A 25,193-nucleotide genomic window follows, 5' to 3' on the forward strand; every position below is an offset into this window, starting at 1 on the left:
GGCTTCCGGCTTGAGCCGACAACGTGTCCCCGTATGCGGCGCGCCGCCACGTCGCGAGACGCTCGTCAGTCCGGGCGGACGGCAAGAACAAAGGCAAGGAGATCTCTCTCCCTGCCACTCTCAACTTATAGCGCAATGGGGGGCTTGTGGCAAGGCCCCGGTGGTGGCGCAGAATCGTCGGCCGAGGCCACAACCTGCGGGAAGAAGGGCACGACGTGGGGGACGCGATGACGTCGAATCAGTTGTCGGAGCGGCAGTTCGGTCATGGGCACTCGGGGCGGTGGTGCGGGTGTGCGCGCCGCCCGACCGGGCGGCGCATCCGGCCGACTCGTCGGAGGAAGAGCAACAGAGGATGACGACGCGCTCGACGAGAAGTTCGACAGCGCTGGAGGCGCCGGTGATGCGATCGGCCGCTCCAGTGCAAGGAAGCACGGCTGCCTCGGAGGCATCGCGATGACCGACCAGTATGTTCTGGATCTGCAAGAGGTTGACGAGAAGCAGGTCGCGGCCGTCGGTGGCAAGGGTGCGCACCTGGGCGGCCTGTCGCGGATCGAAGGCGTCAGCGTGCCGGGGGGCTTCCGCGTGACGACGGACGCCTTCCGGCGGATCCTTGCGGAGGAGGCGTCGATCGACGATCAGCTCGATCGGCTGTCGCGTGTGAACCCTGACGACCTTGAGGGGATCCGCACGCTCAGCGCGCAGATTCGCCAGGCCATCGAAGCGGTGGCCGTCCCCGGCGATCTCGCCGCGGCTGTCACCCGTGCGCTCGCCCGGCTCGGCGATCAGGCCGCCTGCGCCGTCCGATCCAGCGCGACGGCGGAGGACCTGCCGACGGCCTCCTTCGCCGGCCAGCAGGACACGTACCTGAACGTCGTGGGACCGACTGCGGTCCTCCAGCACATCAGCAGGTGCTGGGCCTCACTGTTCACCGAGCGAGCCGTGATCTACCGCCGACGCAACGGCATCGACGACCGTACGGTCCACATGGCAGTGGTCGTCCAGCGGATGGTCTTCCCGCATGCGTCGGGCATCCTGTTCACGGCCGACCCCGTCACGGGCAACCGGAAGGTCGCCACTGTGGACGCCGGCTTCGGCCTCGGCGAGGCCCTGGTCTCCGGCCTCGTGAACCCGGACGTCTTCAAGGTGCGGGACGACGAAATCATCGCCAAGGCGATCGCCGCCAAACAGTGTGCCGTTCACGCCCTGCCGGACGGCGGTACGCGGGAAGTGGCGATCGAGTCGCAGCAGCAGGAGCAGCCGGCGCTGACGGATGCGCAGGTCGTACGGCTCGTAAGGCTCGGGCGGCGGATCGAAGCGCACTTCGACCGCCCGCAGGACATCGAATGGTGTCTGGTCGACGACGGCTTCCAGATCGTCCAGAGCCGGCCGATCACGACACTGTTCCCCATTCCCGAGGCCGCCGACCAGGAGAATCACGTCTATGTCTCCGTCGGTCACGGGCAGATGATGACCGACCCCATGAAGCCCCTGGGGTTCTCGATGTGGCAGCTGACGGCCATGGTGCAGATGCACGAGGCCGGCGGCAGACTGTTCGTCGACGTCACCCGGCGGCTGGCCTCTCCCACGAGCCGTGCCGGTCTCCTGGACGCCATAGGCAGAGGCGATCCGCTGATCAGGGACGCTCTGGAGACCGTCCTCGACCGCGGCGGCTTCATCCCTTCGCTCCCGGACGCGAGTCCCGGCGGGCCGCCGGCCGGCGGTGCGCCCGCTCCGATCGAGACCGACCCGGCCATCGTCACCGGGCTGATCGAGCGCAGCCGGGCGTCCGTCGCCGCCCTGGAGCGCGACATCCGGACGAAGACCGGACCGGCGCTGTTCGACTTCCTGCTGGAGGCCTTCGAGGAGCACAAGCGAGTCCTCGGTGATCCGCTGAACCTTCAGGCGATCATGGCGGGGATGGACGCCACATGGTGGCTCAACGACAAGCTGCAGGAGTGGCTGGGCGAGAAGAACGCGGCTGACACGCTGACGCTGTCCGCCCCCGACAACATCACCTCGGAGATGGGACTGGCGCTGCTCGACGTCGCGGACGTGATCCGTCCGCACCCGGAGGTGGTGGCGTTCCTGCAGGATGTCGAGGACGAGGACTTCCTCGACGGGTTGGTGAAGCTCCCGGGCGGGGCGGAGGCGCGCGACGCCATCGAGTCCTACCTCGATCGGTACGGCATGCGCTGCGTGGGCGAGATCGACATCACGAGGCCGCGTTGGCGTGAGCGCCCCTCCACGCTCGTGCCCGTGATCCTCGACAACGTGAGGATCTTCGAGCCGGGCGCCGCCGAGCGGCGCTTCGAGCAGGGGCGGCAGAAGGCGCAGGAGAAGGAACGGGACGTGCTGTCACGCCTGCGTGCCCTGCCGGACGGGGCTCGGAAGGCCGAGGAGACCAAGCGGATGATCGACCGGGTCCGCACCTTCATCGGATACCGGGAGTACCCGAAGTACGGCATCGTCAGCCGCTACTTCGTCTACAAGCAGGCCCTGATGGAGGAGGCCGAGCGCCTCGTGGAGGCAGGTGTGCTTTCGGAGAAGGAGGACATCTTCTCTCTCACGTTCCAGGAACTCCGTGACGTCGCGTACTCGAACCAGGTGGACGACCAGCTCATCCGGCAGCGCAAGGCCGCGTTCCAGTCGTACCACGCGCTCACGCCGCCCCGGGTGCTCACATCGGACGGTGAGGCCGTCACCGGGGCGTACCGGCGCGACGACGTGCCGGACGGCGCCTTGGTCGGCCTGCCTGTTTCCGCCGGGACGGTCGAGGGACGAGCCCGCGTCATCCTGGACATGGCGGACGCCGATCTCGAGGCGGGCGACATCCTGGTCACGACCTTCACGGACCCCAGCTGGTCTCCGCTGTTCGTCGGAATCGCGGGCCTGGTGACAGAAGTGGGTGGCCTGATGACGCATGGCGCGGTGATCGCCCGGGAGTACGGCCTGCCGGCCGTCGTGGGCGTGGAGCGGGCCACCCGGCTGATCCAGGACGGGCAGCGGATCCGCGTGCACGGAACCGGCGGGTACATCGAGATCCTCCCCTGACCGACCGCACCGGGAAACCGCCCTCACCTGGGAAGTGCCTCTTCCCTCGCCTCGTACAGGACCGTCAGTACGCCCTGTGCGAGGCGGGGGAAGAGGCACTTCCTGCATTCTCCATCGCCTACCGGACAGCGCTCCTCACCACGCCCGGACGACATGGCAGGTCGGCACCGCGGACCGGCTCGGACGTGTCCCCCGGCCCTCACAAGCCCTCCGCGACTCAACAGGCGACATCCGGCACCTCCGATGGCAGGATCAGCGCAACTCACTGTCGAAGTGGGCCCGTTGGCCGACCGCACATTGGAGATGCCATGTCCGATCGTTCCGTGCTGCCCTTGCTGGCCACCGCGACCGCCACCGTCACCGTCGTTGCCGTTCTCACGGGCTGCACGAGTACCAAGCCCTCGGCGTCGGGTGGCACAGAACTGGAGTTGGTCAACTCCGGCAAGCTGACGACCTGCACGCACCTGCCGTACGAGCCCTTCCAGGTGCGCAAGGGCGATACCATCGTCGGCTTCGACGTGGACCTGGTGGATCTGGTCGCCAAGAAGCTCAAGGTCACCCAGGAGATCGTGGACACGCCCTTCGAGGGCATCCAGAGCGGCGAGGACCTCAACGCCCGCAAGTGCGACCTGGCCGCGGCGGGCATGACGATCACGCCGGTTCGCGCCAAGAACCTCGACTTCTCCGCCGCCTATTTCGATGCCACGCAGGCCCTGGTCGCCAAGAAGGGGTCCTCCTTCACCTCGCTGGCGAGCCTCAAGGGGAAGAAGCTCGGGGTCCAGCAGGGCACCACCGGAGAGACGTACGCACAGAAGAACGCCCCGGGGGTGACGACGGTGCAGTTCGAGGATGTTGCCCTGCTGCTCACGGCAGTGAAGACCGGACAGGTCGACGCCGCGGTGAACGACAACGGCGTGCTCTTCGAGTACGTGCGGAAGAACCCGGACACGGAGGTCACCGCCGAGTTCAATACGGGCGAGCAGTACGGCATCGGGGTGCGGACCGGAAACGACGCGTTGCGCAAGGAGGTGGACGCGGTGATCAGTAAGGCCAAATCCGACGGAAGTTACGACCGCATCTACAAGAAGTGGTTCCCCGCCGCCCCCAAGAGTTGAGGAATCCACCGCTGATGCCCATATCCCACCGCCAACGGACCCGCGTCGTCCGGGGTGTTCAGTACGCCGTCCTCGTCGCCGTCATACTCGTGGTCGCCCTGACCGCCGACTGGGGTGAGATCGGACGGGCGTTCTTCGATGTGGAGGTGGCCAAGGCACAGTTCCCCGACATCATCACCACCGCCCTCGTCAACACCGTCGTATACACCCTGCTCGGCTTCGGTTTCGGGCTGGCCATGGGGCTCCTGCTCGCACTGATGAGGCTGTCGCAGGTACCTCCGTACCGCTGGCTGGCCATCGCCTACATCGAGTTCTTCCGCGGGGTTCCCGCCCTGCTGGTCTTCATAGCCCTCGGATTCGGCGTCCCGCTCGCCTTCCAGGTGGCGCTCAACCAGTACGTCACGGTGATGCTGGCGCTGGGGCTCGTCGGCGCCGCCTACATGGCGGAAACGATACGAGCCGGAATCCAGGCCGTCCCCAAGGGGCAGATGGAGGCGGCGCGTTCACTCGGAATGTCGCAGGGCCGGGCCATGGTGTCCATCGTCATTCCGCAGGCCCTGCGCATCGTTCTGCCGCCGCTCACCAATGAACTGATCCTGCTCACCAAGGACTCGTCCCTGGTGTATCTGCTGGGCCTGTCACTCGCCCAGTACGAGTTGGCTAAGTTCGGGCGGGACGCCCTGAACCAGAATCGCAGCCTGACACCGATCCTCATCGCCGGACTCTGCTACCTGATCATCACCCTGCCGCTCGGCCATCTGGTCCGGCGGCTCGAAGCACGTACGGCGAGGGCGAGGTGAGCGCGATGAAGTCGGTTCCTGTGACGGACGGCGCGGCGGCGGCGAACACACCGGCGATCGAGGTGCGGGGCCTGCACAAGTCGTTCGGGACGCTGGAAGTGCTCGCGGGCATCGACTTCACGGTCGCCCGGGGCGAGGTGGTGTGCGTCATCGGCCCGTCCGGCTCAGGCAAGTCCACGCTGCTCCGTTGCGTGAACCTGCTGGAGGAACCCACCTCGGGAACGGTCATGGTGGCCGGCGCCGAAGTCACCGACCCGGATGTGGACATCGACAGCGTGCGCCGGCGGATCGGCATGGTCTTCCAGTCGTTCAACCTCTTCCCGCACCTCACGGCGCTGGAGAACCTGACGCTTCCTCAGCGACGTGTGCTCGGGCGCGGCAAGGCGGAAGCGGCACGGATCGCCCGCGAACGGCTGGCCCGGGTGGGTCTGACCGACAAGGAGTCCGCCTACCCGGCGCAGCTGTCCGGCGGTCAGCAGCAGCGGGTGGCCATCGCGCGGGCACTGGCCATGGACCCGGAACTGATGCTCTTCGACGAGCCGACCTCCGCTCTGGACCCGGAACTGGTGGGGGACGTCCTCGCCGTGATGCGCTCACTGGCCGACGAGGGAATGACGATGCTCGTCGTCACCCATGAGATGAGTTTCGCCAGGGAGGTGGCGGACCGCGTCGTCTTCATGGACGGCGGGGTCATCGTCGAGGAGGGCACCCCTGCACGGGTGATCGGCGCGCCGGGTCATGTCCGCACCCGGTCCTTCCTCGCACGCGTGCTGACCCCGGCCTCGGCGGGCCTGAGTGAGGGTCCGGCCGGGGATGCCGACGGGTCGGGAAAGCAGTCCCGCCCACTGTAGAGCAGCAGCCGAGGGGGCAGGGAAGCCGTTTCCCGGCCCTCCTCGGGCTCTGCGAACATCACCTCTCGACAGGCCCGCCCGTCCCGCGCACCGTTCGGGCCTGCCTCAGTCCTCGGTCCCGCCCTCGACGAGTCGCCTCAGTGAGGGAAGCAGGGCGTCGATGTCCTGACCGGTCCGGAACGCCACGACCGTGGTACCCGCTCCTGCCACCGGCGAGTCGGTCGCCGGGAAGAGGGCCAGCACCTCACGCATCGCCTCGTCCACCTCACCGACCGGGTCCGTCGTCTCGCCCCGGAGCCAGCGGCGCAGCACGTGGTTGTGGGCCGCGACCACCGCGGCCGACATGAGTTCGGCTCTGAGTGACGCCGACTGGGCCGCGTCACCCATCCAGTCCGCGATGAATTCACGGAACAGCCGCTGGTAGCGCGCCACGCTGGCGATCTCGCGGTCGCGGAGGGTGGCCACCTTGCTGGTGAGCAAGTACCTGCGGCGCGCGAGGTCACCTTCGTCGAGGTAGTGCAGCAGGACCAGGCGGACCGCGTCGGAAACGGCGACCAGGGCAGTGCTGTGACTGGAAGTCGCCAGCCGGTCCCTGATCAGGTCGAGGAGCCGGTCGTGATCAGGGAAGATCACGTCTTCCTTGGACCGGTAGTGCCGGAAGAACGTCGTACGCCCGAGACCGGCCCGCTCAGCAATGTCGTCGACGGTCGTCCGGTCGTATCCGCCCTCGTCGAACAGCGCGAAGGCGGCCTCTGCGAGTCGGGTCCGCGCGGAAGGCTTACTCATGATCACCCATCTTTCCCCGTTTCGGGCCCGCGAGGCCACTTGCCCCGCCCAATGATACTGAGTACCGTCGGTGCGAGATTCAGTACCACTGGAGGTTCAGTGTGATTTCCATGCCGCGCAGCACGTCCGACCGGCTGGCCGATCCAGCCGCCCTTCGACGCCTGGGCACTGACGGATTCAGACGCGGAGGCCGAGCTCCAGGCTCCCGGGCGCGCATCCGTCGATGAGCACTGGTCGACCCCGGACGCTGCGGCGCACGTCGGTTCCGGCACCGCGACGGACCCGCCGAGCTGACCTCGCACCCTGACCCGAACTGCACGCGAGGGCACCCGCTGCCCGCCGCTGTCCGCCGCCCCCGCACTCCCCGCCTCGAGCCCAGGAGCAACCGTGCACTACCGGACCACCGACGAACCCGCCCCGGAGCGTGCCGAAGAACCCTCCCTTCTCCGCTTCCAGCGATGCACCTGGTGCACCAGCGCCTTGTTCGGACGCCGCTGCATCTGCCCGCACTGTGGCGGCGAAGACCTCATATGGGAGGACAGCCAGGGTGCCGGCCGGATAGACGACTACGAATACAGGCCACGCAAAGGGCATGTACCCCGCCTCGTGTGCCTGGTCGGACTGGACGACGGATTCCGCATCGAGGCGCGCCTCAGCGGGTGCAATCTGCCCGCGCCCAGCATCGGCACACGCGTACGCTTCCAGCGGTTCGCGGACGGAAGGGTGCCCGTTTTCACGGTCCAGGCACCCGCCGCCGCGTAACCGTCCTCAGCCGTTGAGGACGAAGTCCGTCCACCCCGAAGGGCGAGACAGGCCCGCGTACGCCCAGCTCCACATTTCGGGCACCTGAGGCGCGTGCACAAGATCCACACCTCATGGCGATCGCCCAACTGCCTTTGCTTCAGAGGCACTTGACAACAGATCGCAATCCTGTGGCGTACGTCACGCCACGGAGCTCTGGTTCACGCAACCACACGTCCTGGCACCATGCACGACCGTACTTGCCCGTAACCCGGTCAACGAAAGGTCAGGTGCACAGGATGAGAGTCACTGCCCGTCGCGTCGGAGCGCTGATACCCGCGCTCGCAGTTGCGACCGGTCTCCAGTTCGCCGTCTCCCCCACTGCGCAAGGTGCGATCACCGGCGATCTTCGCCTCGCCCCCTCCGTAACCGCCGTACAGAACAGCTGGATTGTGGTCCTGAAGGATGGCACCACCGACGCCGCCGATCTCGGTGTCACGCCCAAGCACACCTTCAGCAACGTTCTTGAGGGCTTCTCGGCTTCCTTGTCGGAGGCGAGAGCGAAGGCGCTCGCGGCCGACCCGCGCGTGGCGTACGTCGAGCAGAACTCGATCGTGCGGCTCAACGACACCCAGTCCGACGCGACCTGGGGTCTCGACCGGGTGGACCAGCGGAACCTGCCGCTGTCGACGACGTACTCGCACGTCACGTCCGCTTCGAACGTGAACGCGTACATCATCGACACCGGGATCCGCACCTCCCACAACGAGTTCGGCGGCCGCGCGAGCATCGGCAAGGACACCGTGGGCGACGGCCGGAACGGCCAGGACTGCCAGGGCCACGGCACCCATGTGGCGGGCACTGTCGGCGGCAGGACGTACGGCGTCGCCAAGGACGCCGAGTTGATCGCCGTACGCGTTCTGGACTGCGAAGGCTCCGGCACCACCGCCGGCGTCATCGCAGGCATCGACTGGGTGACGGCCAACGCCAGGAAGCCGGCCGTCGCCAACATGAGCCTCGGCGGAAGTGCCAGCGCCTCGCTCGACGACGCGGTGAAGAAGTCGATCACCTCCGGCGTCAGCTACTCGATCGCCGCGGGCAACGGCCTCCCGATCCTGGGGCTGCCCGCGAACGCGTGCAACTACTCGCCCGCCCGCGTCCCCGAGGCGATCACGGTCGGCGCGACGGACAGGACGGACAGCCGCGCCTCGTTCTCCAACTACGGCACGTGTCTGGACCTGTTCGCGCCGGGGGTGGACATCACCTCGGCGTGGAAGGACGGCGACTCCGCCACGAACACCATCTCGGGCACGTCCATGGCTACCCCGCACACGGCCGGCGTGGCAGCGCTCTACCTCTCTGCCCACCCGACCGCGACCCCGGCCCAGGTCCGGGACGCTCTGGTGAACAACGCGACGAGCGGCAAGGTCCAGAACCCCCTCACGGGTTCGCCGAACAAGCTGCTGCACTCGATGTTCTAGAAGGGCTGGGTCACATGGTGCCCGAGGAGCTCCCACCCGGCAGGTACGGCCACTCCTCGGGCACCACCCGTGCGGCACCTGGCAGATCTCTGTCCTCGGCAGGTCCGCGGATCACGTCAGGGTCGACGTCGCCGGCCTTGCCGCCCTTCTCTGGGCGGCGCCACTCGGTGCCGCCGCGGTGAGTTGCGGGAGCTTCGCGACGACGACTGGGGCGGTGCCGCAGACCCCCGCGATCCGTGCGACCGCGTACTGTCCTGGGCCTGCGCGCAGTACGACTTCGCACCACTGCATGCAGTTCTGGAGTGGTTCGGTCCGGCGCAGGGAGGCGGTCTCCGGCCTTCAGACCCCGTACGTCGTACCGCAGGAGAACGGGCTGCGCAGTGACGTACGCCGGGCGCGTCTGGTCCGGACCGACGGCCGGTCGATCGGCATCGCCTCGCCCGACGGCATCGGCTTCACCGTACGCCACTGGCCGAGCGAGGCCCTGACCTCGGCGAGGCACATCACCGACCTCGTCGAAAGCGACCGGACGTGGCTCAACCTGGACGTTGCGCAGAACGGGCTGGGTACTGCCACATGCGCCCCCGACACCTTCGCCTCCTACCGGCTGCACCCCCGGAACAGGACGTTCTCGGTCGACCTGGGCCAGGTCCGCCGTTCGGATCATGGGGCCCTGAACAGGGCTGCTGTGCCGATCCCCGCGCCCGGGCGGTCACATGCTGCGCGGTGCTGCGTTCGGCGCGTCTCGCCATCCCTCCCGTGGTGTACGTGGCGTCGCGGAGGACTGAATGGATCAGGTCTGTGTGCGGATGCCCCCCGAGCCGAGGACCTCCGAGCGGACGTAGAGCTGCAGAGGTCGGCATCCGGGACGTTGACTCCGGGGGCTCGGCCCACTGCAGTTGTCGAGCGCGTCGAGGCAATCGGCCCTCGTCCGGGACCCAACCCTTCTGGGCCGAGCCCATGCCTGACCACGGCGGTCCGGGCCGGCGGCAGCTTCTAGGATCTGAGACATGGCAACAAGACTCGTGCAGATCAATATGAAGGCACATGACGACTCCGTGCTCGGCCGGTTCTGGGCGGAGGCACTCGGGTGGGGTGTCGACAGCGAGGGGCCCGGCGTGACCAACCTCGAACCCGTGGGCTTCGTCTACCCCGACCCTGTGGCCGTCTGCATCGACATCGTCGCCCGCCCGGAATCCAAAACGGTGAAGAACCGGGTGCACCTTGATCTGGCCACCACCTCCACCGCCCATCAGGCGGAGTTGGTCGCGCGTCTGAAGGATCTCGGCGCGACCCACGCCGACGTGGGCCAGGGTGACGTCCCCTGGACGGTCATGGCCGACCCGGAGGGCAACGAGTTCTGCGTCCTGGAGCCCCGTCCGACGTACCGGGACACCGGGCCGATCGCTGCGGTGGTGGTCGACTGCACCAACCCACGAGAGATGGCCCGGTTCTGGGGCGAGGCGATGGACTGGACGCTGCACGAGGTCACCGACGACCGCGCGGCCATGCGTTCCGCCAAGGGCGTCGGCCCCTACTTGGAGTTCCTGCGCACCCCCGACACCAAGAGCGTGTGGAACCGCGTCCACCTCGACGTCAGCCCCTACCCCGGTGACGACCTGGCAGCAGAGGAAGTCCGACTGCGCGCACTGGGCGCCACCGACCCAGGTATCGACCAATCCGACATCTCCTGGACGATTCTGGCCGATCCGGAAGGCAACGAGTTCTGCCTCCTCACCCCTCGCTGACCTCGAGCAACGGCTCCGGTCGTTTTGGGGTCCGCGGCGAAGACTGCGTGGCTTCGGCGCATGCCGCCGGAAGGGGCAACGGTGTCCCGGTGGATCCAGTGCGCGTCAGTGGACGTCATGTAGGCCACGAACGGGCCGCTTGACGCTGCGAACTGCCTGCTTCTCAGCCTCGATGAACGGGTGCACCGGCACCGGGTCTCCTTCGCGAAGAAAGCCGTGGTCTGCGTGAGGACGTCGACATCCTCACGCAGACCACGGCTTTCCGGCCGCAACGCGGCCAGCTCCTCACTCCCGCTGCCGGTCAACCCGTTGCGCTCCCCGCGTCGACCTGATCCTGCTTCACCCAGTCCCGCATCGCGGTCTCGGTCAGTTCGAAGTCTTCGACAACCTGCCCGACCGAGCGGTCGCCTCGCCTGCACAGTCCGACGATCTCGGCCTTGAACTCCGGCATGAACGAACGACGAGGGCGGCGAGGCTTCCTTCTTCCCATGCTCTCCATGATGGACATCCTCGCGGGGCTGAACCCATCCCGAATGTCCGCCAAAGCGGATCAAGCCCAGCACCGGCCTGACCCTCGACGATCCAGTCTCACCTTGACGAGCCGAAGTCAGTAACGGGAGGGTCGCGCCATGCCCCGATCCCCCACGGAATCGAGTCTCCACTTCACCCGGGGCGGTTCACATGTGCCTGTTCTGTTTCCCCGTCAGTTCCTGCTGAGCGCGGACGATCTACGCGCCCCCGGAACGTGCAACCGCCCTGCATCGCCATGCGCTTGATCATCGTCCTGCCCGCCCCGAACGCGTAGTTGCTCAGCTGATCAGGCTACCGGCAAGGGGTCAGCAGACGTTGACCCCGTCGATCATGTTGTTCCAGGGGGTGTTCGCGAGGCTGTCCTCCGTGTGATACGCCGTGCTGCCGAACTTGTAGGCCCAAGAGCCCTCCCAGTTGTAGAACTGAGAAACCGTGCCGGTGGTCTGGTTGTTCTTGTACGAGGTGAGGCGGTCGCTGAACCCGTAGTCACTCAGGTTGCGGAATGTACAGACGGCAAACGACAGCTTGGTGCCGGTCCAGTTGGCGCCGTCCCACAGACACAGATACTCATAGGAACAGCTGGTGTCGGCCGCCACGCCGGGCACGGACACCGTGATGCTCGCGCTGCCGTCCTCGGCCCGGATCTCGTTGTACCCCACCTGTTCCACAGGGACCTTGATGTCCGCCAACTGGGCGTCCACCCGGTCCTGCAGCTGGGCCGACTGCCGGGCCGAAAGGCCCACCGCCTTCGCCTCCGCCGCGTACTTCGACTCGGCCGACTGCGTGGCCCGGTCCGTAGCGACCGCGGTGGCGCTGCTCGCTCCGAGTGCCAGCGCCACGCCACACAGCAGGGCTGAGGTGCGCTTCGTGGTTCTGGTCCTGGATTTCATGGGGTTACCCTCCGTCGGTGGGTTTCGCTTCATGAGCAGGTTCGGACCATTAGACAGCCTCCGGCGATTGATGCGTACGCGGATTCCACGCCATATTTAGGTCATGTGCACGCCAAGATCGCGCCAAGGCCATCAGGTCCTCCAGAGCCGCGACATCGACGCCGTCGTGCAGACTGGCGCTGGCCACGTTCTCCGGTGACATCGGCGAGACGTAGGGCCACCAGCCGGTCTTGCCGTGCTTCCCGCGCCACACGTCACGCACCTTGCCCCGCGCCACGGACATGCCAATCGCCTGAACGCCTGCGGCTGTAGTGGCCCGCTTCAGAAGCGCCTACGGAAAGCGTGCGCGCCGAGTGCGAAAGAGCTCGTCGGCGGGGAGGCACGGCTGATATTTCGACCGGAATCGTGGGAGGGGCGGGCGAGTAAGTGGACGGGGACCTGCGGCGTGCGGCTGTCGTGGCGCTGGTCGCACTCGGGCGGAGCGACGACTGGCGTGACCGGGCGGATGCCGGTCACAGCCTGGCTGGATTCGCCGAGATGCGCGAGGCCGTGGAGCCGCTGCTGGGGCTTGTGCTCGACCCCGGTGACACCTTCGTCACCCGGCGAACCGCGGAGGGCTTGCTTCGGCGAAAGGACAGGGCCGGACTGACGATAGTCGCGTCCGCATTGGCAGTCGCCAACGACAACCACGCCGATTACATCCATACCGCAGTCGTCGATGTCTTGAGCATCTTCTCGTACGACCTGGACGAGGCTCTGCGGCTCTGCGAGGAGATGGCGGGCGACAACGACGATCGGGTTGCCCGGGGTTCCCGTCGGCTGCACGAGAGCCTGGCAGGGATCGATCCCGTTCTCCGCCCCTCGTAGCCGGGCTCGATGCTGTGGGTCGGCCAAGTGCCCGGAGTATTGCCGTCGGTCATGTTCACAGCCGGATCGTGAGAACTGCCGCAGTGGCTGTGCCGGGGCAGACGTGACGGCGCTTGTCGTCACAGGTTGCTACCGCCCGGCACCGCTCCAACCGATTGCGGCCCGTTCGCTCGGCACGGCTCACGGCCGGTTCACGACCGGGAGCGATCGTCTTCCGATTCGCCGCGGGTCCCACCAAGGCCGCCGCCCGGCTCCATGGGCTCCCCCGGGGTGGAGAGCTGGGCGACCGCGTCGACGCCGACCACCGCTCCGGTGGACTTCCTTCCGCGTCGCAGCCTGCCCTCGAGCCACGAGGCGAACGTGGTGAGCGCGAAGTTCAGCACGACGAATATCACCGCAACGACCGTGAAGCTCGCGATCGTGTTGGCACCGTAGTTCGCGCTCATCGGGCGGACCGAGGCGAGAAGCTCGGAGAAGCCGAGCAGCGCGCCGCCGAGCGCGGTGTCCTTCACGATGACCACCAGCTGGCTGACCAGCGCCGGCAGCATCGCGGTGACGCCCTGCGGGAGGAGCACGTTCGTCATGGTCTGGCCCTTGCGCATCCCGATCGCCTTGGCGGCATCCGTCTGTCCACGGGGCAGCGACAGGATGCCGGCGCGCACCACTTCGGCGAGCACCGAGGCGTTGTAGAGGACGAGCCCCGTGACCACGGCGTACAGCGGGCGTTTGTCGGGGCTGACGTCGGTGAACTCCGCGAACGCCGCGTTGGCGAAGAGCATCAGGATCAGTACGGGGATGGCTCGGAAGAACTCCACGACGGTCCCGCCCGTTCCGCGCACCCACCAGTGTTCGGAGAGCCGGGCGATACCGAAGAACGCCCCGAGGGGCAGCGCGATGACCATGGCGAGCACTGCGGCGATGAGGGTGTTCTTCAGCCCCGGCCAGATGTACGTGGACCAGGCACGGGAGTCCGTGAAGAAGGGGCTCCATTTCGCCCACTCCAGCTGGTTCTTGTCCGTGAGGCTCTGGATCACCCACCAGATCACGAGGCCGAGCGCCAGCAGGAACACGATGGTGTAGAGGACATTGCGCCGTTTGGCGCGCGGCCCTGGTACGTCGTAGAGGACGGAGGTCATCGCTTCACGGCAACCTTCTTGCTGACCCAGCCCAGGAACAGCCCGGTCGGCAGGGTGAGGCAGATGAATCCGCCCGCGAAGACGGCGGAGATGAGGATGAGCTGGGCCTCGTTCTCGATCATCTCCCGCATCAGGGTCGCAGCCTCGGCGACCCCGATCGCGGCGGCCACGGTGGTGTTCTTCGTCAGCGCGATCAGTACGTTCGCCAGAGGGCCCACGACGGAGCGGAATGCCTGCGGAAGGACGATGAGCCTGAGCACCTGGGGGAAGCTCAGACCGATGGCACGCGCGGCCTCCGTCTGCCCGATGGGCACGGTGTTGATGCCGGAGCGCAGCGCCTCGCACACGAATGCGGAGGTGTAGGCGATCATGCCGAGCACGGCGAGCCGGAAGTTGATGGTCTCGAAGTCCTCCGCTCCGAGGCTGACGCCCATCGTCTGGAACAGTCCGAGCGAGGTGAAGATGATGATCACCGTCAGGGGGATGTTCCGCACGACGTTCACATAGCCGGTGCCGAAGCCGCGCATGAGGGGAATGGGACTGACCCGCATGGCGGCCAGGATCGTTCCCCAGATCAGGGCGCCGATGGCGGAGTAGACGGTGAGCTGCACCGTCACCCAGAAGGCCCCCAGTAGGTCGTAACCTTCAAGAAAGTCGAACACGATCTCCCGCAATTCCGGGTGGGTGAAGCGTGAGGCGCGCCGCCCACGTGCGGGGCGGCGCACTGGTCAGCTCCGTTCAGGTGACGACGACGCCGATCTTCGGTGCGGGCTCGTTCTTGTAGTCCGCCGGGCCGAAGTTCTTCTCGACGTACTTGTCCCAGGTGCCGTCGGCGACCATCTTTTCCAGGGCCGTGTTGATCTTGGCCTTGAGGTCACTGCCGTTCTGGACGCCGATTCCGTAGTTCTCGTTGCTCAGCTTGAATCCGCCGAGCCTGAACTTTCCTTCGAACTCCTCCTGGGAGGCGTAACCGGCCAGGATCGAGTCGTCGGTGGTCACCGCGTCGATGACCCCGTTCTCCAGGCCGGTGATGCACTCCGAGTAGCCGCCGTACTCCTGCAACTGCGCCTTGGGCGCGAGCTCCGTCTTGACGTTCTGCGCCGAGGTGGACCCGGTGACGGAACAGAGCTTCTTGTTGTTCAGGTCTTCGGGCTTCTTGATGGAGTCGTCGTCCGAACGGACGAGGATGTCCTGGTGTGCCAGCAGGTAGGGACCCGCGAAGTCGACCTTCTTCTCCCGCTCGTCGTTGATCGAATAGGACGCGGCGATGAAGTCGACGTCGCCCCGCTGGAGCAGCGTCTCGCGGTCGGCGCTCTTGGCTTCCTTCCACTCGATGTCGCCGGGTTCGAAGCCGAGCTCCTTGGCGACATACGTCGCGACGTCGACGTCGAAGCCCGTGTAGTCGCCGTCCGGGGTCTTGAGGCCGATCCCCGGCTGGTCGAACTTGATGCCGATGGTGATCGTGTCGGCGCGGCTGCCCGCAGCGGTGCCTGCGGCGGTGTCGTTGCCACCGTCGGAACCACAGGCAGCCGCGGTCAGGGACAGCAGGAGTGCGGCCGCAGCCGCAGCGATGGTCTTGCGAGGATTCATGGTGATCATTCCTAGGGATTGCCGCACATGTGCGGCGGGCGGGAGCGGTGAGCAGGTGATCCCGCTCAGTGGTGGAGGATCTTCGACAGGAAGTCCTTGGCGCGCTCGCTGCGCGGGTTGCTGAAGAACTCTTCGGGCGTCGTTTCCTCCACGATCCGGCCATCCGCCATGAAGACCACGCGGTTGGCGGCCGAACGGGCGAAGCCCATCTCATGGGTGACGACGGCCATGGTCATGCCTTCGTGGGCGAGCTGCTGCATGACTTCCAGCACCTCGTTGATCATCTCGGGATCGAGTGCCGAGGTCGGCTCGTCGAAGAGCATCACCTTCGGGTCCATGGCGAGTGCCCGTGCGATCGCCACGCGCTGCTGCTGTCCGCCGGACAGCTGAGCCGGGTACTTGTCCGCCTGGGAGGCCACCCCCACCCGCTCCAGCAGTGAGCGCGCCCGCTCGTCGGCCGAAGCCCTGTCCTTCTTGCGGACCTTGATCTGGCCCAGCGTCACGTTCTGCATCACGGTCTTGTGGGCGAAGAGGTTGAAGGACTGAAACACCATGCCCACATCGGCGCGCAGGCCGGCCAGCTCGCGGCCCTCGGCGGGCAGCGGCCTGCCGTCGATGACGATCTCGCCCGAGTCGATGGTCTCCAGCCGGTTGATGGCACGACACAGCGTTGATTTGCCGCCGCCGGACGGACCGATGACGACCACGACCTCACCGCGGTGAATGGTCAGGTCGATGTCCTGGAGCACATGGAGGGCCCCGAAGTGCTTGTTGACATGGCTCAGCACGACCAGGGCATCGCTCATGCCCGGACTGGCATCCCCGTTGGTCACCGCTGCGGCACTCATCGTGTTCATCGTCCGTCCACCTCGCCGCGGTCGCACGCGGAGAGGGCCAACTGCGGACGCCGGGCACGGCCCGGGTAGCCCGGGACGAGTTGACGGGGCACCGGAGCAGCGGCCTACGCGCGACGGCGACCCACCACGCGATGGACACGCCGACACCCGCGGCTGGAGCGGGGCATCAACCGACTCAGGCAATGGCGCGGCCTGGCCATGCGAACGGACAGGCTCGCCATCGCCTACCAGGCAGCACTCCACCTCGCCGCCATCCTCATCTGGACAGCCGCTTGTCCGCCGCGCCCCAGAGCAGATCCCCGCTGACAGCCATCCCGCCGTCATGGGCCTCGGCCATCATCCTGAGAAGCCCCGGCCGGGCTCCCAAGTCACCTCAACCGGCGGGACGTTGACGGACGGGGCTGCACCACATCGCGACGACCTCGCGGGCTGCGGCCCCATCGTTCCGGTCGGGCGGGACGAAGCGGCCTCCGGCAGCTTCGCACCTGCCGGGAAGCCGGGCACCCTTTACGCGATTCCCGTGGGTTCAGTGGCACGGCTACGGTAATGCGGCCGATGGCACCGACCGGCTCACGTCCGCTCAGCACCTGCGGGGACGCTCAGGGCCCGGGGCTGGGGACCTCGGGCCAGGCGTCACGGGCAGCCAGGTCGAGGATCAGGCCGGCGATGTTCCATGCGTCGTCCTCGCCACAGTGATGACGCCCTTCCAGAGGCAGTCCGGCAAGCGTCAGAGCTTGGGCCATTCCCGGGCGTTTTCGCAGTCCATGGGCCTCGGTGAAGACCGCCTTGGCGTTGGCGTGCCGACGTCCGAACGGGTACGCGGTGTTGGTGACCTGGCACTGACGGGTGAACTGGTGACGGTCGTAGTCCCCCCAGCTCGCCCACGGACGCACCCCTGCCTGGTGATCGGATGCAAGCAGTCGACAGGCCTCGGCGAAACTCATGCCCGTAGCCACCTCGGCCTGACTCAGCCCGGTGAGTTCGGTACAGAAGGAGCTGACGGCCGACCGTGCGGGCCGCACCAGGAGGCGATGCCGCCCGACACGCTCACTCCGGCCGAGGTCAACGACCGTCAGCCCGATCTCGATGATCTCGCTGACCGCACCGGGTGGCGGCGCACCCTCCCAGCACGTCGCCTCGACATCAATGACATTCAGCAGTCCCCCAGCGCTCTCCACCCGAACGACAGTAGGGAGGTATACGGCTACCAGTCACCTTGATTTCCAGCGCGCCGGCGGTTCATCCGAGTACCCCTGCATGGCATGGGCACGTTCCGTGTCCTCCGCCGGCGCCGACACCAGGCCTTGGCGACAGCCGAGAAGACGGTCGACTGAGCCCACGCGAAGTTCCGTGCACGCGTGGCCCCTGTGGCGTGCGGTTGGCCGAACTGAGGCACTTGGGGCGAATGAACGCGAGATTCTCGCCGGATTCGCGATCTGCGTGCTGGAGGATCCACGACCCTCGCTCGTGCTCGCAGAGCCGGTGGAGGCTCAGGAGAGCCGGTTGCCGACGGTCACGCCACGCAAAAGAAGGGGAGCCTGTGCCGATGAGTTTCCGGGGCGAGGCCAGTCTGTACGGGTATGGATACTTACACGCTCGAGACAGCCGGCGCGGACCTCGTCTACGACGTTCGTGGGCCGTTGCCGACCGATGGCGGGCGTCCGCCGCTGCTCATGATCGGGCAGCCCATGGACGCTGCTGGTTTCGCCGCGCTCGCGGCACGCTTCCCGGAGCGGACGGTTGTCACATATGACCCGCGCGGACTCGGTCGCAGTGTCCGTACGGACGGACGGATCGACCACACGCCGGAGGTTCAGGCCGATGACGTACATGCCGTCATCGAGGCGCTCGGGGCCGGGCCGGTTGACATGTTCGCCAGCAGTGGCGGCGCGGTCACCGCGCTCGCTGTCGTGGCGACGTACCCCGATGATGTGACCACCCTGGTCGCCCACGAGCCGCCGCTGATCACTCTCACCCCGGACGGCCCGGCGGCCGTACGGGCGCGGGCTCATGTCCGGGAGGTGTACGAGAAGCGTGGGTGGGGGGCCGGGATGGCAACGTTCATTGCGATGACCTCCTGGGAGGGCGAGTTCACCGACGCGTACTTCGCGCAGCCCGATGCCGAACCCGCCGCTTTCGGGATGCCCACCGAAGATGACGGCTCGCGCGATGATCCGCTGCTGTCCGACCGGTCATGGGCGATCAGCAGCTATCGTCCGGACGTCGACGCGATCACCAGGGCCGCGACCCGCGTGGTGGTCGCCCTGGGCGAGGAGTCCAAGGACGTACAGACCGGGCGTACCAGCGTCGCGACCGCCGAACTGCTCAGTCTGCGGGTGACCGTGTTCCCGAGCCATCACGGCGGATTCCTCGACGGGGAATACGGCTATCCAGGGAAGCCCGACGAGTTCGGGGATCGCCTGCGTGAGGTGCTTGACGGCGCCTCGTAGAACCGCAGCTGGACGAGTGGCTCCGGATACCGCTCACTCTTCACCGAGCACATCGGAGCTACTCGTCACTCACCTCCTCTTACCGGCGCGGGGTTGCACATGGTGAATTCGGTGAGGGATTCCGGGTTGGAGGACCCATCCGGCCACCGCCCGCGGTACGGAGGAGGGGCGGTCAATGGTCGCGCCCGAGTCGAACACAGGCGGCTGCGGCCCCTTCATCGCCGGCTGGGGCCTCGATCCGCCTTGTCGGACGTGTGGGGCAGGATGGCGCCATGGCACAGCAGATCTTGCCCCCGTCGGAGTCTTGGCGCGCCATCGACGCTTGGCTGGCGACGCACGCGGCCTCCGATTCGGCACTCCTCAATCCACCAGACACCCGACGGGATTCGACATGCGGAACGGGTTCTTGGCACCCCGCTGCCCGAAGATCTCGCTGAGTCTCTCCAGTGCCACAACGGTATGAGCACGTGGACGACCGTCCTGCCGGAGCAGTCCCCGCTCCCGGTGAGCGGAATCGTGGACCATTGGCAGACCTGCATGGACACCGCGGCGGAGAACGACGGCCTGACCCCGCGCGCCTGGGAGGACGAGCCTTGGTGGCACCCCCTCTGGGTCCCTTGGGCTGAGGGGGCCGGTGGCGCCGCGCAGGTGATCGACCTGCGTCCTGGACCGGACGCGGGGCGCCTCGGCTGGGCAGGGCACGGCGGTGGCGGCGACTTCACCGACTCCTGGCCTGATCTGGCGAGCCTTCTCCACGCCGTCGCGCGAGCATTGCATGAAGGCGGAGACGTCCACGGGCTGCACCCCTACCTCACCGCCCAAAGTGGGTTGTGGTGGGACGAAGAGGGTTGCTGCGAGCTGAACGGCCACCCGCTCAGGGCAGCCCCGGTCGGGCTGACCTGACCATCAGTCCGCCATCAGTCGGCGGGGCCACGCATGGCAGTTGGGCCAGAATCGAATCTCGCGGGCAAGGCCAGGTGTGACCGGACCGTGCCACGTACCGATCGGCCACCGTGCCCGCCCAGGTTCGCAGCCAGTCTCTCGTGGCCTTCAGGGTCGCGGTCCCCCGCGGTTGGGTCAGCTCGGAGCCGGACGTTGCCGCAGGCGGCTGGTACTCCAGTCATGCGTCACGATCTGGTCCGATGACCTTCGGGGGCAGCCGCCGGCTGCGCAGTCGTCAACTCACTCCAGGAGCCCGCCGTTGTGTCCGGTGACTCTCCAGTCACTCGGGTACCTAGGTACGCCTACTCATGTGCGGTCGCACGTCGCCACCAAGGATGTCCGCATAACGCGAACCTTCAGTGGAGATACGGTGACGCCCTTCCCAGGAGGTGCGCACCCGCGCTCTCCCAGGGGACTCTCCCCTGTTCTACCGAAAGAGACATCCATGAGTCGCGACGTGCAGATACGAACCGCTGATGCCGAGGACCTGGTCTGGATCCACGAGTTGAGGCACCGTGTGTACGCCGAGGAGCTCGGTCAGCACGCACCGCGCCCGGAGGGACGCCTGCACGACGCGCTGGACGGCGACAACGTCTACCTCGTCGCGGCCCGAGGGCCGGTTCGCATGGGCTTCGTCAGCCTGACCCCGCCATGGCTGGGCCGCTACGGCCTCGACAAGTACCTGACCCGCGACGAACTGCCGCTGCTGTCCGAGGGCGGAGCCTTCGAGGTGCGCATCCTCACCGTGGAGCCTCGCTGGCGCAGCACCGCGGTGGCACCGCTGCTGATGTACGCGGCTCTGCGCTGGATATCCTCCCGGGGAGGCCGCACGGTGGTGGCGATGGGCCGCACCGAACTGCTCGACATGTACCTGGCGGTCGGCCTGAAGCCCCTCGGACACACCGTACGCAGCGGTGCGGTGACCTTCGAGGTGCTGACGGGCGAGGTGGCCGGGCTGACGCAGGTCGCCACCGCCCGGTACCGCACCGCTCTGGACCGGTTCCGCTCGGTCGTGGACTGGCAGTTGGACATGGAATGGGCGCCCGGGCCGGACGGGTGTGAACACGGCGGAGCTTCCTTCACCGCCATCGGAAAGGACTTTCGCACCTTGCACCGGCGCCACGAGGTCGTTGCTGCCGACGTGCTGGACGCCTGGTTCCCGCCCGCTCCCGGGGTACGCGCGGCGCTCGCGGAAGACCCGGGCTGGTCCGCCCGGACCTCGCCTCCCACCGGCGCCGAGGGCCTGCTGTCGGAACTCGCGGCGGCCCGGGCGCTGCCGGTGGAGACGCTCGTGGCCGGAGCCGGGTCGTCGGACCTGATCTTCCGAGCGTTCGGCCGCTGGCTGACCCCGACCAGCAGGGTGTTGCTGCTGGATCCCGGGTACGGCGAATACGCGCACGTCACCGAGCGCGTGATCGGGTGCCGGGTGGACCGCTTCCGGTTGCACGGGAAGGACGGGTGGCGGATCGACGCCGCCCGGCTGGCTTCTGTCGTCGGGGCGGGTCGGTACGACCTGGTGGTCGTCGTCAACCCGAACAACCCGACCGGACGCCACGCACCCGCAGCCGAACTGCGCAGCCTGATCGAGGCCGCCCCTGCCGGGACCCGCTGGTGGATCGACGAGGCCTATCTCGGCTACGTGGACCTCGCCGAGTCGCTCGCCCCGCTGGCCGCGGTGGACCCGCGGGTCGTGGTCTGCACCTCGATGTCCAAGATGTACGCACTGTCCGGCGCGCGGGCGGCCTACCTGGTGGCCGAACCCGCCACTGCTGCAGTGTTGCGCCGGTGGACGCCGCCCTGGGCGGTCGGCCTTCCCGCACAACTCGCCGCGGTGGCCACCCTGCGGGACCCCGCGTACTACCGCGCCTGCTGGCTCCGCACCCACGCCCTGCGCCGTCAGCTGGCCGCCGACCTCGCGCAGGTGGACGACACCGTCGTGATCGAGGAGGGTGTCGCGAACTTCCTCAACATCACGCTGCCGTACGGCGGACCCAGCGCTGCCCGCCTGGTGCGGGAGTGTCGTCGGCACGACGTCTACCTGCGCGACCTGTCTCCTCTGTCGCCGCAGTACGAAGGGCGCACCGTCCGCGTCGCGGTCAGGGACACGGCGGAGAACGCGCGCATCGTCGCGGCGTACGAAGCCGCGCTGGAGACGCTGCTGCCCGGCTCTCCGTCACGGCGGACACCCGAACTCCCGGCTGCCGCCCTCGCCGGGTACGCCCGGTGACCGACATTGCCTCCCTCGCGCCCTTCCTCGGCGGGGCCCTGGCGGTCGGCGGGGTCGCCGCGGCGCTCTCCGGCCGCCGTGAACTGCTGGTCCGGTGGTATTGCTGGGCGGTCGGAGTGCCCCTGGTCGTCGGCGCGTTCTGGTGGGGCACGCCGGGAGTGACGCTGCTCGCCCTTGTGGTCGCAGTGGTAGCGGCACTGGAGTTCGGCGCGCTGATGCGTCTGTCCCTGCCGGACAGGGTCGTACTGGCCGCCGCCGTCTCGGGCGTGGTGCTGACCTCCTGGCTCGCGCCGGGGCAGGAGGTACGGGCTGTGGCGGTCGGCGCCCTTACCATTGCCGCGGTCCCGCTGCTGGCCGGTGACTCCACCCACGGTCTGCGGCGGCTCGGTGCCGGCCTGCTCGGGCTCGTCTGGCTGAGCGTGCTCGCTGCCCTGGCACCGCTCGGCGCGACCGCGCTCGTCCTGTTCATCGCCGTCTCGGTGGGTGACATCGTCGCCTACTTCACGGGCCAACGGCTGGGCGGGCCGAAGCTGTCACCGCTCTCCCCGGCCAAGCGGTGGAGCGGAACCCTCGCCGGCGCCGCGGCCGCCGTCGGCGTACTCGCCGCGCTGTCCGCGCTGAGCTGGCCGACGGCGGTCGCGGTGGCGGTAGGCGCCCCGGCGGGAGACCTGCTCGAATCCATGGTCAAACGAGGAGCGCGGGCGAAGGACTCCGCGCGCTGGCTGGCCGGCTCCGGTGGTCTGCTCGACCGGATCGACTCACTCCTCCTGGCCCTGGCCGTCCTGCTCCTCCTGCGCTGAATCGGCGACACAGGGCTCCGGGGCTCCCGGGCTCCGGAGCCCCAGCGGAAGTGGTCGCCCCTCGCCGCGCACACACCTCATCCCGCCCCCATGGGAGCAGTGCCACGCGATTACGTGGTCGGCTGACCCGCTCGGCCGCCTTCTGTTCGCAACGTGCGAGCCCGCTCGGCCGGGTCGTAGTTCGGACCGGCACTGGCGTCCCTGGCGGCGCTGGTGGGCATGCGGCGACGACTCGGCCTGTGGGTGCGGGAGACCGTCCTCGGGCGTCTCGGCGGACTGCCCGAGGAGACGGTTGCGCAGCTCCCGTCGAGCAGCCACCGGGAGGCTCGCATCGGGGGCCTGTACGCCGGGGCCGCGTACGCGCGCCTCGACATGGCGTAGGCCCTGGCGACACAGGCCGGAGAGAGCGGACCACGCAACATGGGAGCCGCCGAGGCCGGGGATGGATTCGCGGCCGCCACCCATGGCCAGGATCACCCCGGTGCGGCGGGGGATCATGTGGCGGGCGACGGCGGTGGCCAGATTCACGTGCGTGGTGACTGCCTTGATGACGGGGCGCAGCCCGTCTTCGTCGGCCTGTCGACGAGCGGGGTGCCGTGAGCCTCCGCCACCTTGAAGTCGCAGGTCGAAGGGCTGGTGTGACAGTCCTCCGGGGTGCTCACGCTGGTCGGAGGCGTCAGTCTGCGGCGTAGGTCATCTGACAGAGCGGTTCGGCTCACCGGTTCCGGTCTCCGTGGCCGGGTGGCCTTCCATGATCTGGTCTGCGCGGGAACAGTCGGCATGGGCCGACCCGGAACCGCCCCCGCCGCCTGGCTGTCCACGCGATGGTCGACGATGGAGTCATGACAGGGGAAAAGAGCGAGGTCGCTCTGAGTAAGCAAGATCTTCGTGAGGTCACCGCGTTCGCTGCAGCGTGCGCGGAAGTGGTGCTCGAGGTGTTCGAGGGCGACCAGCCGGACGACTTGCGGCCTCGAGACGCTATCGACGCCGCGTGGGAGTTCGCTCGAGGTGGTGAGCGAGGGAAGGCTCTGCGTGACAGAGCGTGGGCGGCACTCAAGGCAGCCAAGAGCGCGGACACTGCGGCTGCGCGCGAGGCGGCTCGAGCAGCGATGTCTGCGGCAGGCGCCGCCTACCTGCATCCGCTGGCCAAGCCCACCCAGGTCAAGCACATCCTCGGAGCTGGTGCTCATGCGGCCAGAGTGGTCGAACTCGTCGCCGGCGACGATCGGAGCGTTGGTGCCGAACATCTTGAGCAGACGCTGCATCATGCGACACCGGTCGTCGTTGACGTGCTCAAACGCTTCCCGACGGCGCCGGGTGGCGGCGGACGCGTTGGTGAGTTGATCCGCATGCTGGACGCTGACCTTCGTTCACTCACCCTCTCTGAGTGACTTCGAACGTCAGACGGTGCGGCCCCGCCTCCTCAGCGATTGACTTCGAGGTTCGTCAGGACAAGCAGGGCGCGCAGGAGCTGGGTGGCGTGAGCGGGTCGGTGCGGAGCTTGGCCAGGATCCGCCAGTTCTTCAGGTGGGCGAAGCCGTGCTCGACCGGCGCGCGTCCGACGGTGAGGACTCGGTTGGCGTTCTTCTGACCGGGGGTGAGCTTGTGGGTGCGGCTGGCGTGGAAGCCCGTGACGATCACGGGATCGCGGACGTCGTTGTCCAGGCCGCGGAAGACGAGGTCCGCGAGAGCGCCGAGGCCGGTGGCGCGCAGGTGGGCCAGGATGTGGTCGTGGCGGACGGCGGTGTTGTCGTGGGTGCGGCCGGGCCGGGCGACGGATATCCATATCAGGCGGCCTCTCTCGTCGGTCGAAGCGAGGAAGTGCAGGCCGTGACTGTGGTGTTTGCCGGAGTAGTTCCGCCGGTCGGCCTTCCCGGTGCGGCGCTGGGTGGGTATGAGGGTGTCGTCGATCAAGACGACCTCCCCTCCCTGCCGGGCAACCTTCTTCAGGGCGCGTTCCAGGCGCGGAGCCTGTGCGGCGAGCAGGGTGATCAGCTCGTCGCGCCGGCGGCGGACGGTGGACTCCGGCACGTTGTTGCCGCCAGCCTTATCGGCCGGGCGCTGGTCGTGACGCAGCACGGCCAGAACGATCACCGCGATCCGTCCGGGCGGCAGGGCTCGCCACCTGGAACGGATCGCCTTCAGGTGGCGACGCAGCAGGTCGGCGAGGTGGTTGACGGTCCGCGTGGACAGCGGCAGACGGCACCGGTGGACGAGCGGGCAGGTGTCCTCGGCGCGTTCTTTGGATTTCGTCACACAAATCCAACGAACTCCGGGCGCACCGTAGTTACGCCAGCGGCGCACCACTCCGGGTCAAAGGCGCATGGTGA

25 protein-coding genes and 1 pseudogene are annotated in these 25,193 nt (G+C 67.8%); 17 read left to right on the forward strand and 9 right to left on the reverse strand.

Annotated features, from left to right (window positions below; genetic code table 11):
• The first annotated feature begins 453 nt into the window (after positions 1–453).
• From rph to OG844_RS12405, 4 genes are all read left to right on the forward strand, one after another.
• Entirely contained in the window at positions 454–3,051 is a 2,598-nt protein-coding gene (gene rph / locus OG844_RS12390; RefSeq protein ID WP_406389942.1) for a rifamycin-inactivating phosphotransferase, read from the forward strand.
• 308 nt (positions 3,052–3,359) lie between these two features.
• A complete protein-coding gene (locus OG844_RS12395) occupies positions 3,360–4,166 on the forward strand; it encodes an ABC transporter substrate-binding protein (protein ID WP_406389943.1) in 807 nt (268 codons plus the stop codon).
• Positions 4,167–4,180: 14 nt separating this feature from the next.
• Entirely contained in the window at positions 4,181–4,966 is a 786-nt protein-coding gene (locus tag OG844_RS12400; RefSeq protein WP_406389944.1) for an amino acid ABC transporter permease, read from the forward strand.
• A gap of 5 nt (positions 4,967–4,971) precedes the next feature.
• Complete coding sequence (locus OG844_RS12405; protein ID WP_406389945.1) at positions 4,972–5,817, forward strand: amino acid ABC transporter ATP-binding protein; 846 nt, start codon at positions 4,972–4,974, stop codon at positions 5,815–5,817.
• A 105-nt stretch (positions 5,818–5,922) separates the two neighbouring features.
• Here OG844_RS12405 and OG844_RS12410 read toward each other — a convergent pair whose 3' ends face one another.
• Complete coding sequence (locus OG844_RS12410; protein ID WP_406389946.1) at positions 5,923–6,603, reverse strand: TetR/AcrR family transcriptional regulator; 681 nt, start codon at positions 6,601–6,603, stop codon at positions 5,923–5,925.
• Positions 6,604–6,990: 387 nt separating this feature from the next.
• Between OG844_RS12410 and OG844_RS12415 the strand changes: the two genes are divergently transcribed.
• The 4 genes from OG844_RS12415 to OG844_RS12430 all read left to right on the forward strand — a co-directional run bounded on the left by OG844_RS12415 (position 6,991) and on the right by OG844_RS12430 (position 10,573).
• Entirely contained in the window at positions 6,991–7,365 is a 375-nt protein-coding gene (locus tag OG844_RS12415; RefSeq protein WP_406389947.1) for a Zn-ribbon domain-containing OB-fold protein, read from the forward strand.
• 269 nt (positions 7,366–7,634) lie between these two features.
• Complete coding sequence (locus OG844_RS12420; protein WP_406389948.1) at positions 7,635–8,825, forward strand: S8 family peptidase; 1,191 nt, start codon at positions 7,635–7,637, stop codon at positions 8,823–8,825.
• A 289-nt stretch (positions 8,826–9,114) separates the two neighbouring features.
• Positions 9,115–9,825, forward strand: coding sequence for a hypothetical protein (locus OG844_RS12425; protein WP_406389949.1), 711 nt, complete (start codon positions 9,115–9,117; stop codon positions 9,823–9,825).
• A gap of 10 nt (positions 9,826–9,835) precedes the next feature.
• Entirely contained in the window at positions 9,836–10,573 is a 738-nt protein-coding gene (locus OG844_RS12430) for a VOC family protein (protein WP_406389950.1), read from the forward strand.
• A gap of 301 nt (positions 10,574–10,874) precedes the next feature.
• Here the strand turns inward: OG844_RS12430 and OG844_RS12435 are convergent, their stop codons facing one another.
• Together OG844_RS12435 and OG844_RS12440 are read right to left on the reverse strand one after the other, a co-directional pair.
• Positions 10,875–11,081 (reverse strand): transposase, encoded by a 207-nt coding sequence (locus tag OG844_RS12435; RefSeq protein ID WP_406389951.1) that lies wholly within the window; start codon positions 11,079–11,081, stop codon positions 10,875–10,877.
• 328 nt (positions 11,082–11,409) lie between these two features.
• Positions 11,410–11,994, reverse strand: coding sequence for a peptidase inhibitor family I36 protein (locus OG844_RS12440; RefSeq protein WP_406389952.1), 585 nt, complete (start codon positions 11,992–11,994; stop codon positions 11,410–11,412).
• Positions 11,995–12,420: 426 nt separating this feature from the next.
• Between OG844_RS12440 and OG844_RS12445 the strand changes: the two genes are divergently transcribed.
• Positions 12,421–12,861, forward strand: coding sequence for a hypothetical protein (locus OG844_RS12445; RefSeq protein ID WP_406389953.1), 441 nt, complete (start codon positions 12,421–12,423; stop codon positions 12,859–12,861).
• A 191-nt stretch (positions 12,862–13,052) separates the two neighbouring features.
• Here the strand turns inward: OG844_RS12445 and OG844_RS12450 are convergent, their stop codons facing one another.
• The 4 genes from OG844_RS12450 to OG844_RS12465 form a co-directional block, all read right to left on the reverse strand.
• Positions 13,053–13,997, reverse strand: a complete 945-nt coding sequence (locus tag OG844_RS12450; RefSeq protein WP_406389954.1) for an amino acid ABC transporter permease — start codon at positions 13,995–13,997, stop codon at positions 13,053–13,055.
• Positions 13,994–14,659 (reverse strand): amino acid ABC transporter permease, encoded by a 666-nt coding sequence (locus OG844_RS12455; RefSeq protein ID WP_406396095.1) that lies wholly within the window; start codon positions 14,657–14,659, stop codon positions 13,994–13,996. The genes OG844_RS12450 and OG844_RS12455 overlap by 4 nt, the downstream gene beginning before the upstream one ends.
• Before the next feature lie 76 nt (positions 14,660–14,735).
• Positions 14,736–15,587, reverse strand: a complete 852-nt coding sequence (locus OG844_RS12460; protein ID WP_406389955.1) for a glutamate ABC transporter substrate-binding protein — start codon at positions 15,585–15,587, stop codon at positions 14,736–14,738.
• Positions 15,588–15,652: 65 nt separating this feature from the next.
• Complete coding sequence (locus OG844_RS12465; protein ID WP_406396097.1) at positions 15,653–16,393, reverse strand: amino acid ABC transporter ATP-binding protein; 741 nt, start codon at positions 16,391–16,393, stop codon at positions 15,653–15,655.
• 204 nt (positions 16,394–16,597) lie between these two features.
• Between OG844_RS12465 and OG844_RS12470 the strand changes: the two are divergent.
• A pseudogene (locus tag OG844_RS12470) lies at positions 16,598–16,750 on the forward strand (IS5/IS1182 family transposase); the annotation flags it as partial.
• Positions 16,751–17,043: 293 nt separating this feature from the next.
• Here the strand turns inward: OG844_RS12470 and OG844_RS12475 are convergent.
• Complete coding sequence (locus OG844_RS12475) at positions 17,044–17,622, reverse strand: exonuclease domain-containing protein (protein ID WP_406389956.1); 579 nt, start codon at positions 17,620–17,622, stop codon at positions 17,044–17,046.
• Positions 17,623–18,024: 402 nt separating this feature from the next.
• On the opposite strand from OG844_RS12475, the gene OG844_RS12480 reads away from it, so the two are divergent.
• From OG844_RS12480 to OG844_RS12510, 7 genes are all read left to right on the forward strand, one after another.
• Positions 18,025–18,894 (forward strand): alpha/beta fold hydrolase, encoded by an 870-nt coding sequence (locus OG844_RS12480; protein ID WP_406389957.1) that lies wholly within the window; start codon positions 18,025–18,027, stop codon positions 18,892–18,894.
• A 264-nt stretch (positions 18,895–19,158) separates the two neighbouring features.
• Positions 19,159–19,797 (forward strand): SMI1/KNR4 family protein, encoded by a 639-nt coding sequence (locus tag OG844_RS12485; RefSeq protein WP_406389958.1) that lies wholly within the window; start codon positions 19,159–19,161, stop codon positions 19,795–19,797.
• A 484-nt stretch (positions 19,798–20,281) separates the two neighbouring features.
• The gene (locus tag OG844_RS12490; protein WP_406389959.1) at positions 20,282–22,063 is read left to right on the forward strand and encodes an aminotransferase class I/II-fold pyridoxal phosphate-dependent enzyme; all 1,782 of its coding nucleotides are present in this window, start codon (positions 20,282–20,284) and stop codon (positions 22,061–22,063) included.
• Complete coding sequence (locus OG844_RS12495) at positions 22,060–22,863, forward strand: phosphatidate cytidylyltransferase (RefSeq protein WP_406389960.1); 804 nt, start codon at positions 22,060–22,062, stop codon at positions 22,861–22,863. Before OG844_RS12490 ends, OG844_RS12495 begins: the two co-directional genes overlap by 4 nt.
• Before the next feature lie 219 nt (positions 22,864–23,082).
• Positions 23,083–23,244, forward strand: a complete 162-nt coding sequence (locus OG844_RS12500; protein ID WP_406389961.1) for a hypothetical protein — start codon at positions 23,083–23,085, stop codon at positions 23,242–23,244.
• Positions 23,245–23,283: 39 nt separating this feature from the next.
• Positions 23,284–23,463 (forward strand): hypothetical protein, encoded by a 180-nt coding sequence (locus OG844_RS12505; RefSeq protein WP_406389962.1) that lies wholly within the window; start codon positions 23,284–23,286, stop codon positions 23,461–23,463.
• Between the two features lie 242 nt (positions 23,464–23,705).
• A complete protein-coding gene (locus tag OG844_RS12510; protein ID WP_406389963.1) occupies positions 23,706–24,254 on the forward strand; it encodes a putative immunity protein in 549 nt (182 codons plus the stop codon).
• Positions 24,255–24,309: 55 nt separating this feature from the next.
• Here OG844_RS12510 and OG844_RS12515 read toward each other — a convergent pair whose 3' ends face one another.
• A complete protein-coding gene (locus tag OG844_RS12515) occupies positions 24,310–25,119 on the reverse strand; it encodes a transposase family protein (protein ID WP_406389964.1) in 810 nt (269 codons plus the stop codon).
• Between the last annotated feature and the right edge of the window lie 74 nt (positions 25,120–25,193).

Source organism: Streptomyces sp. NBC_00887, assembly GCF_045207585.1.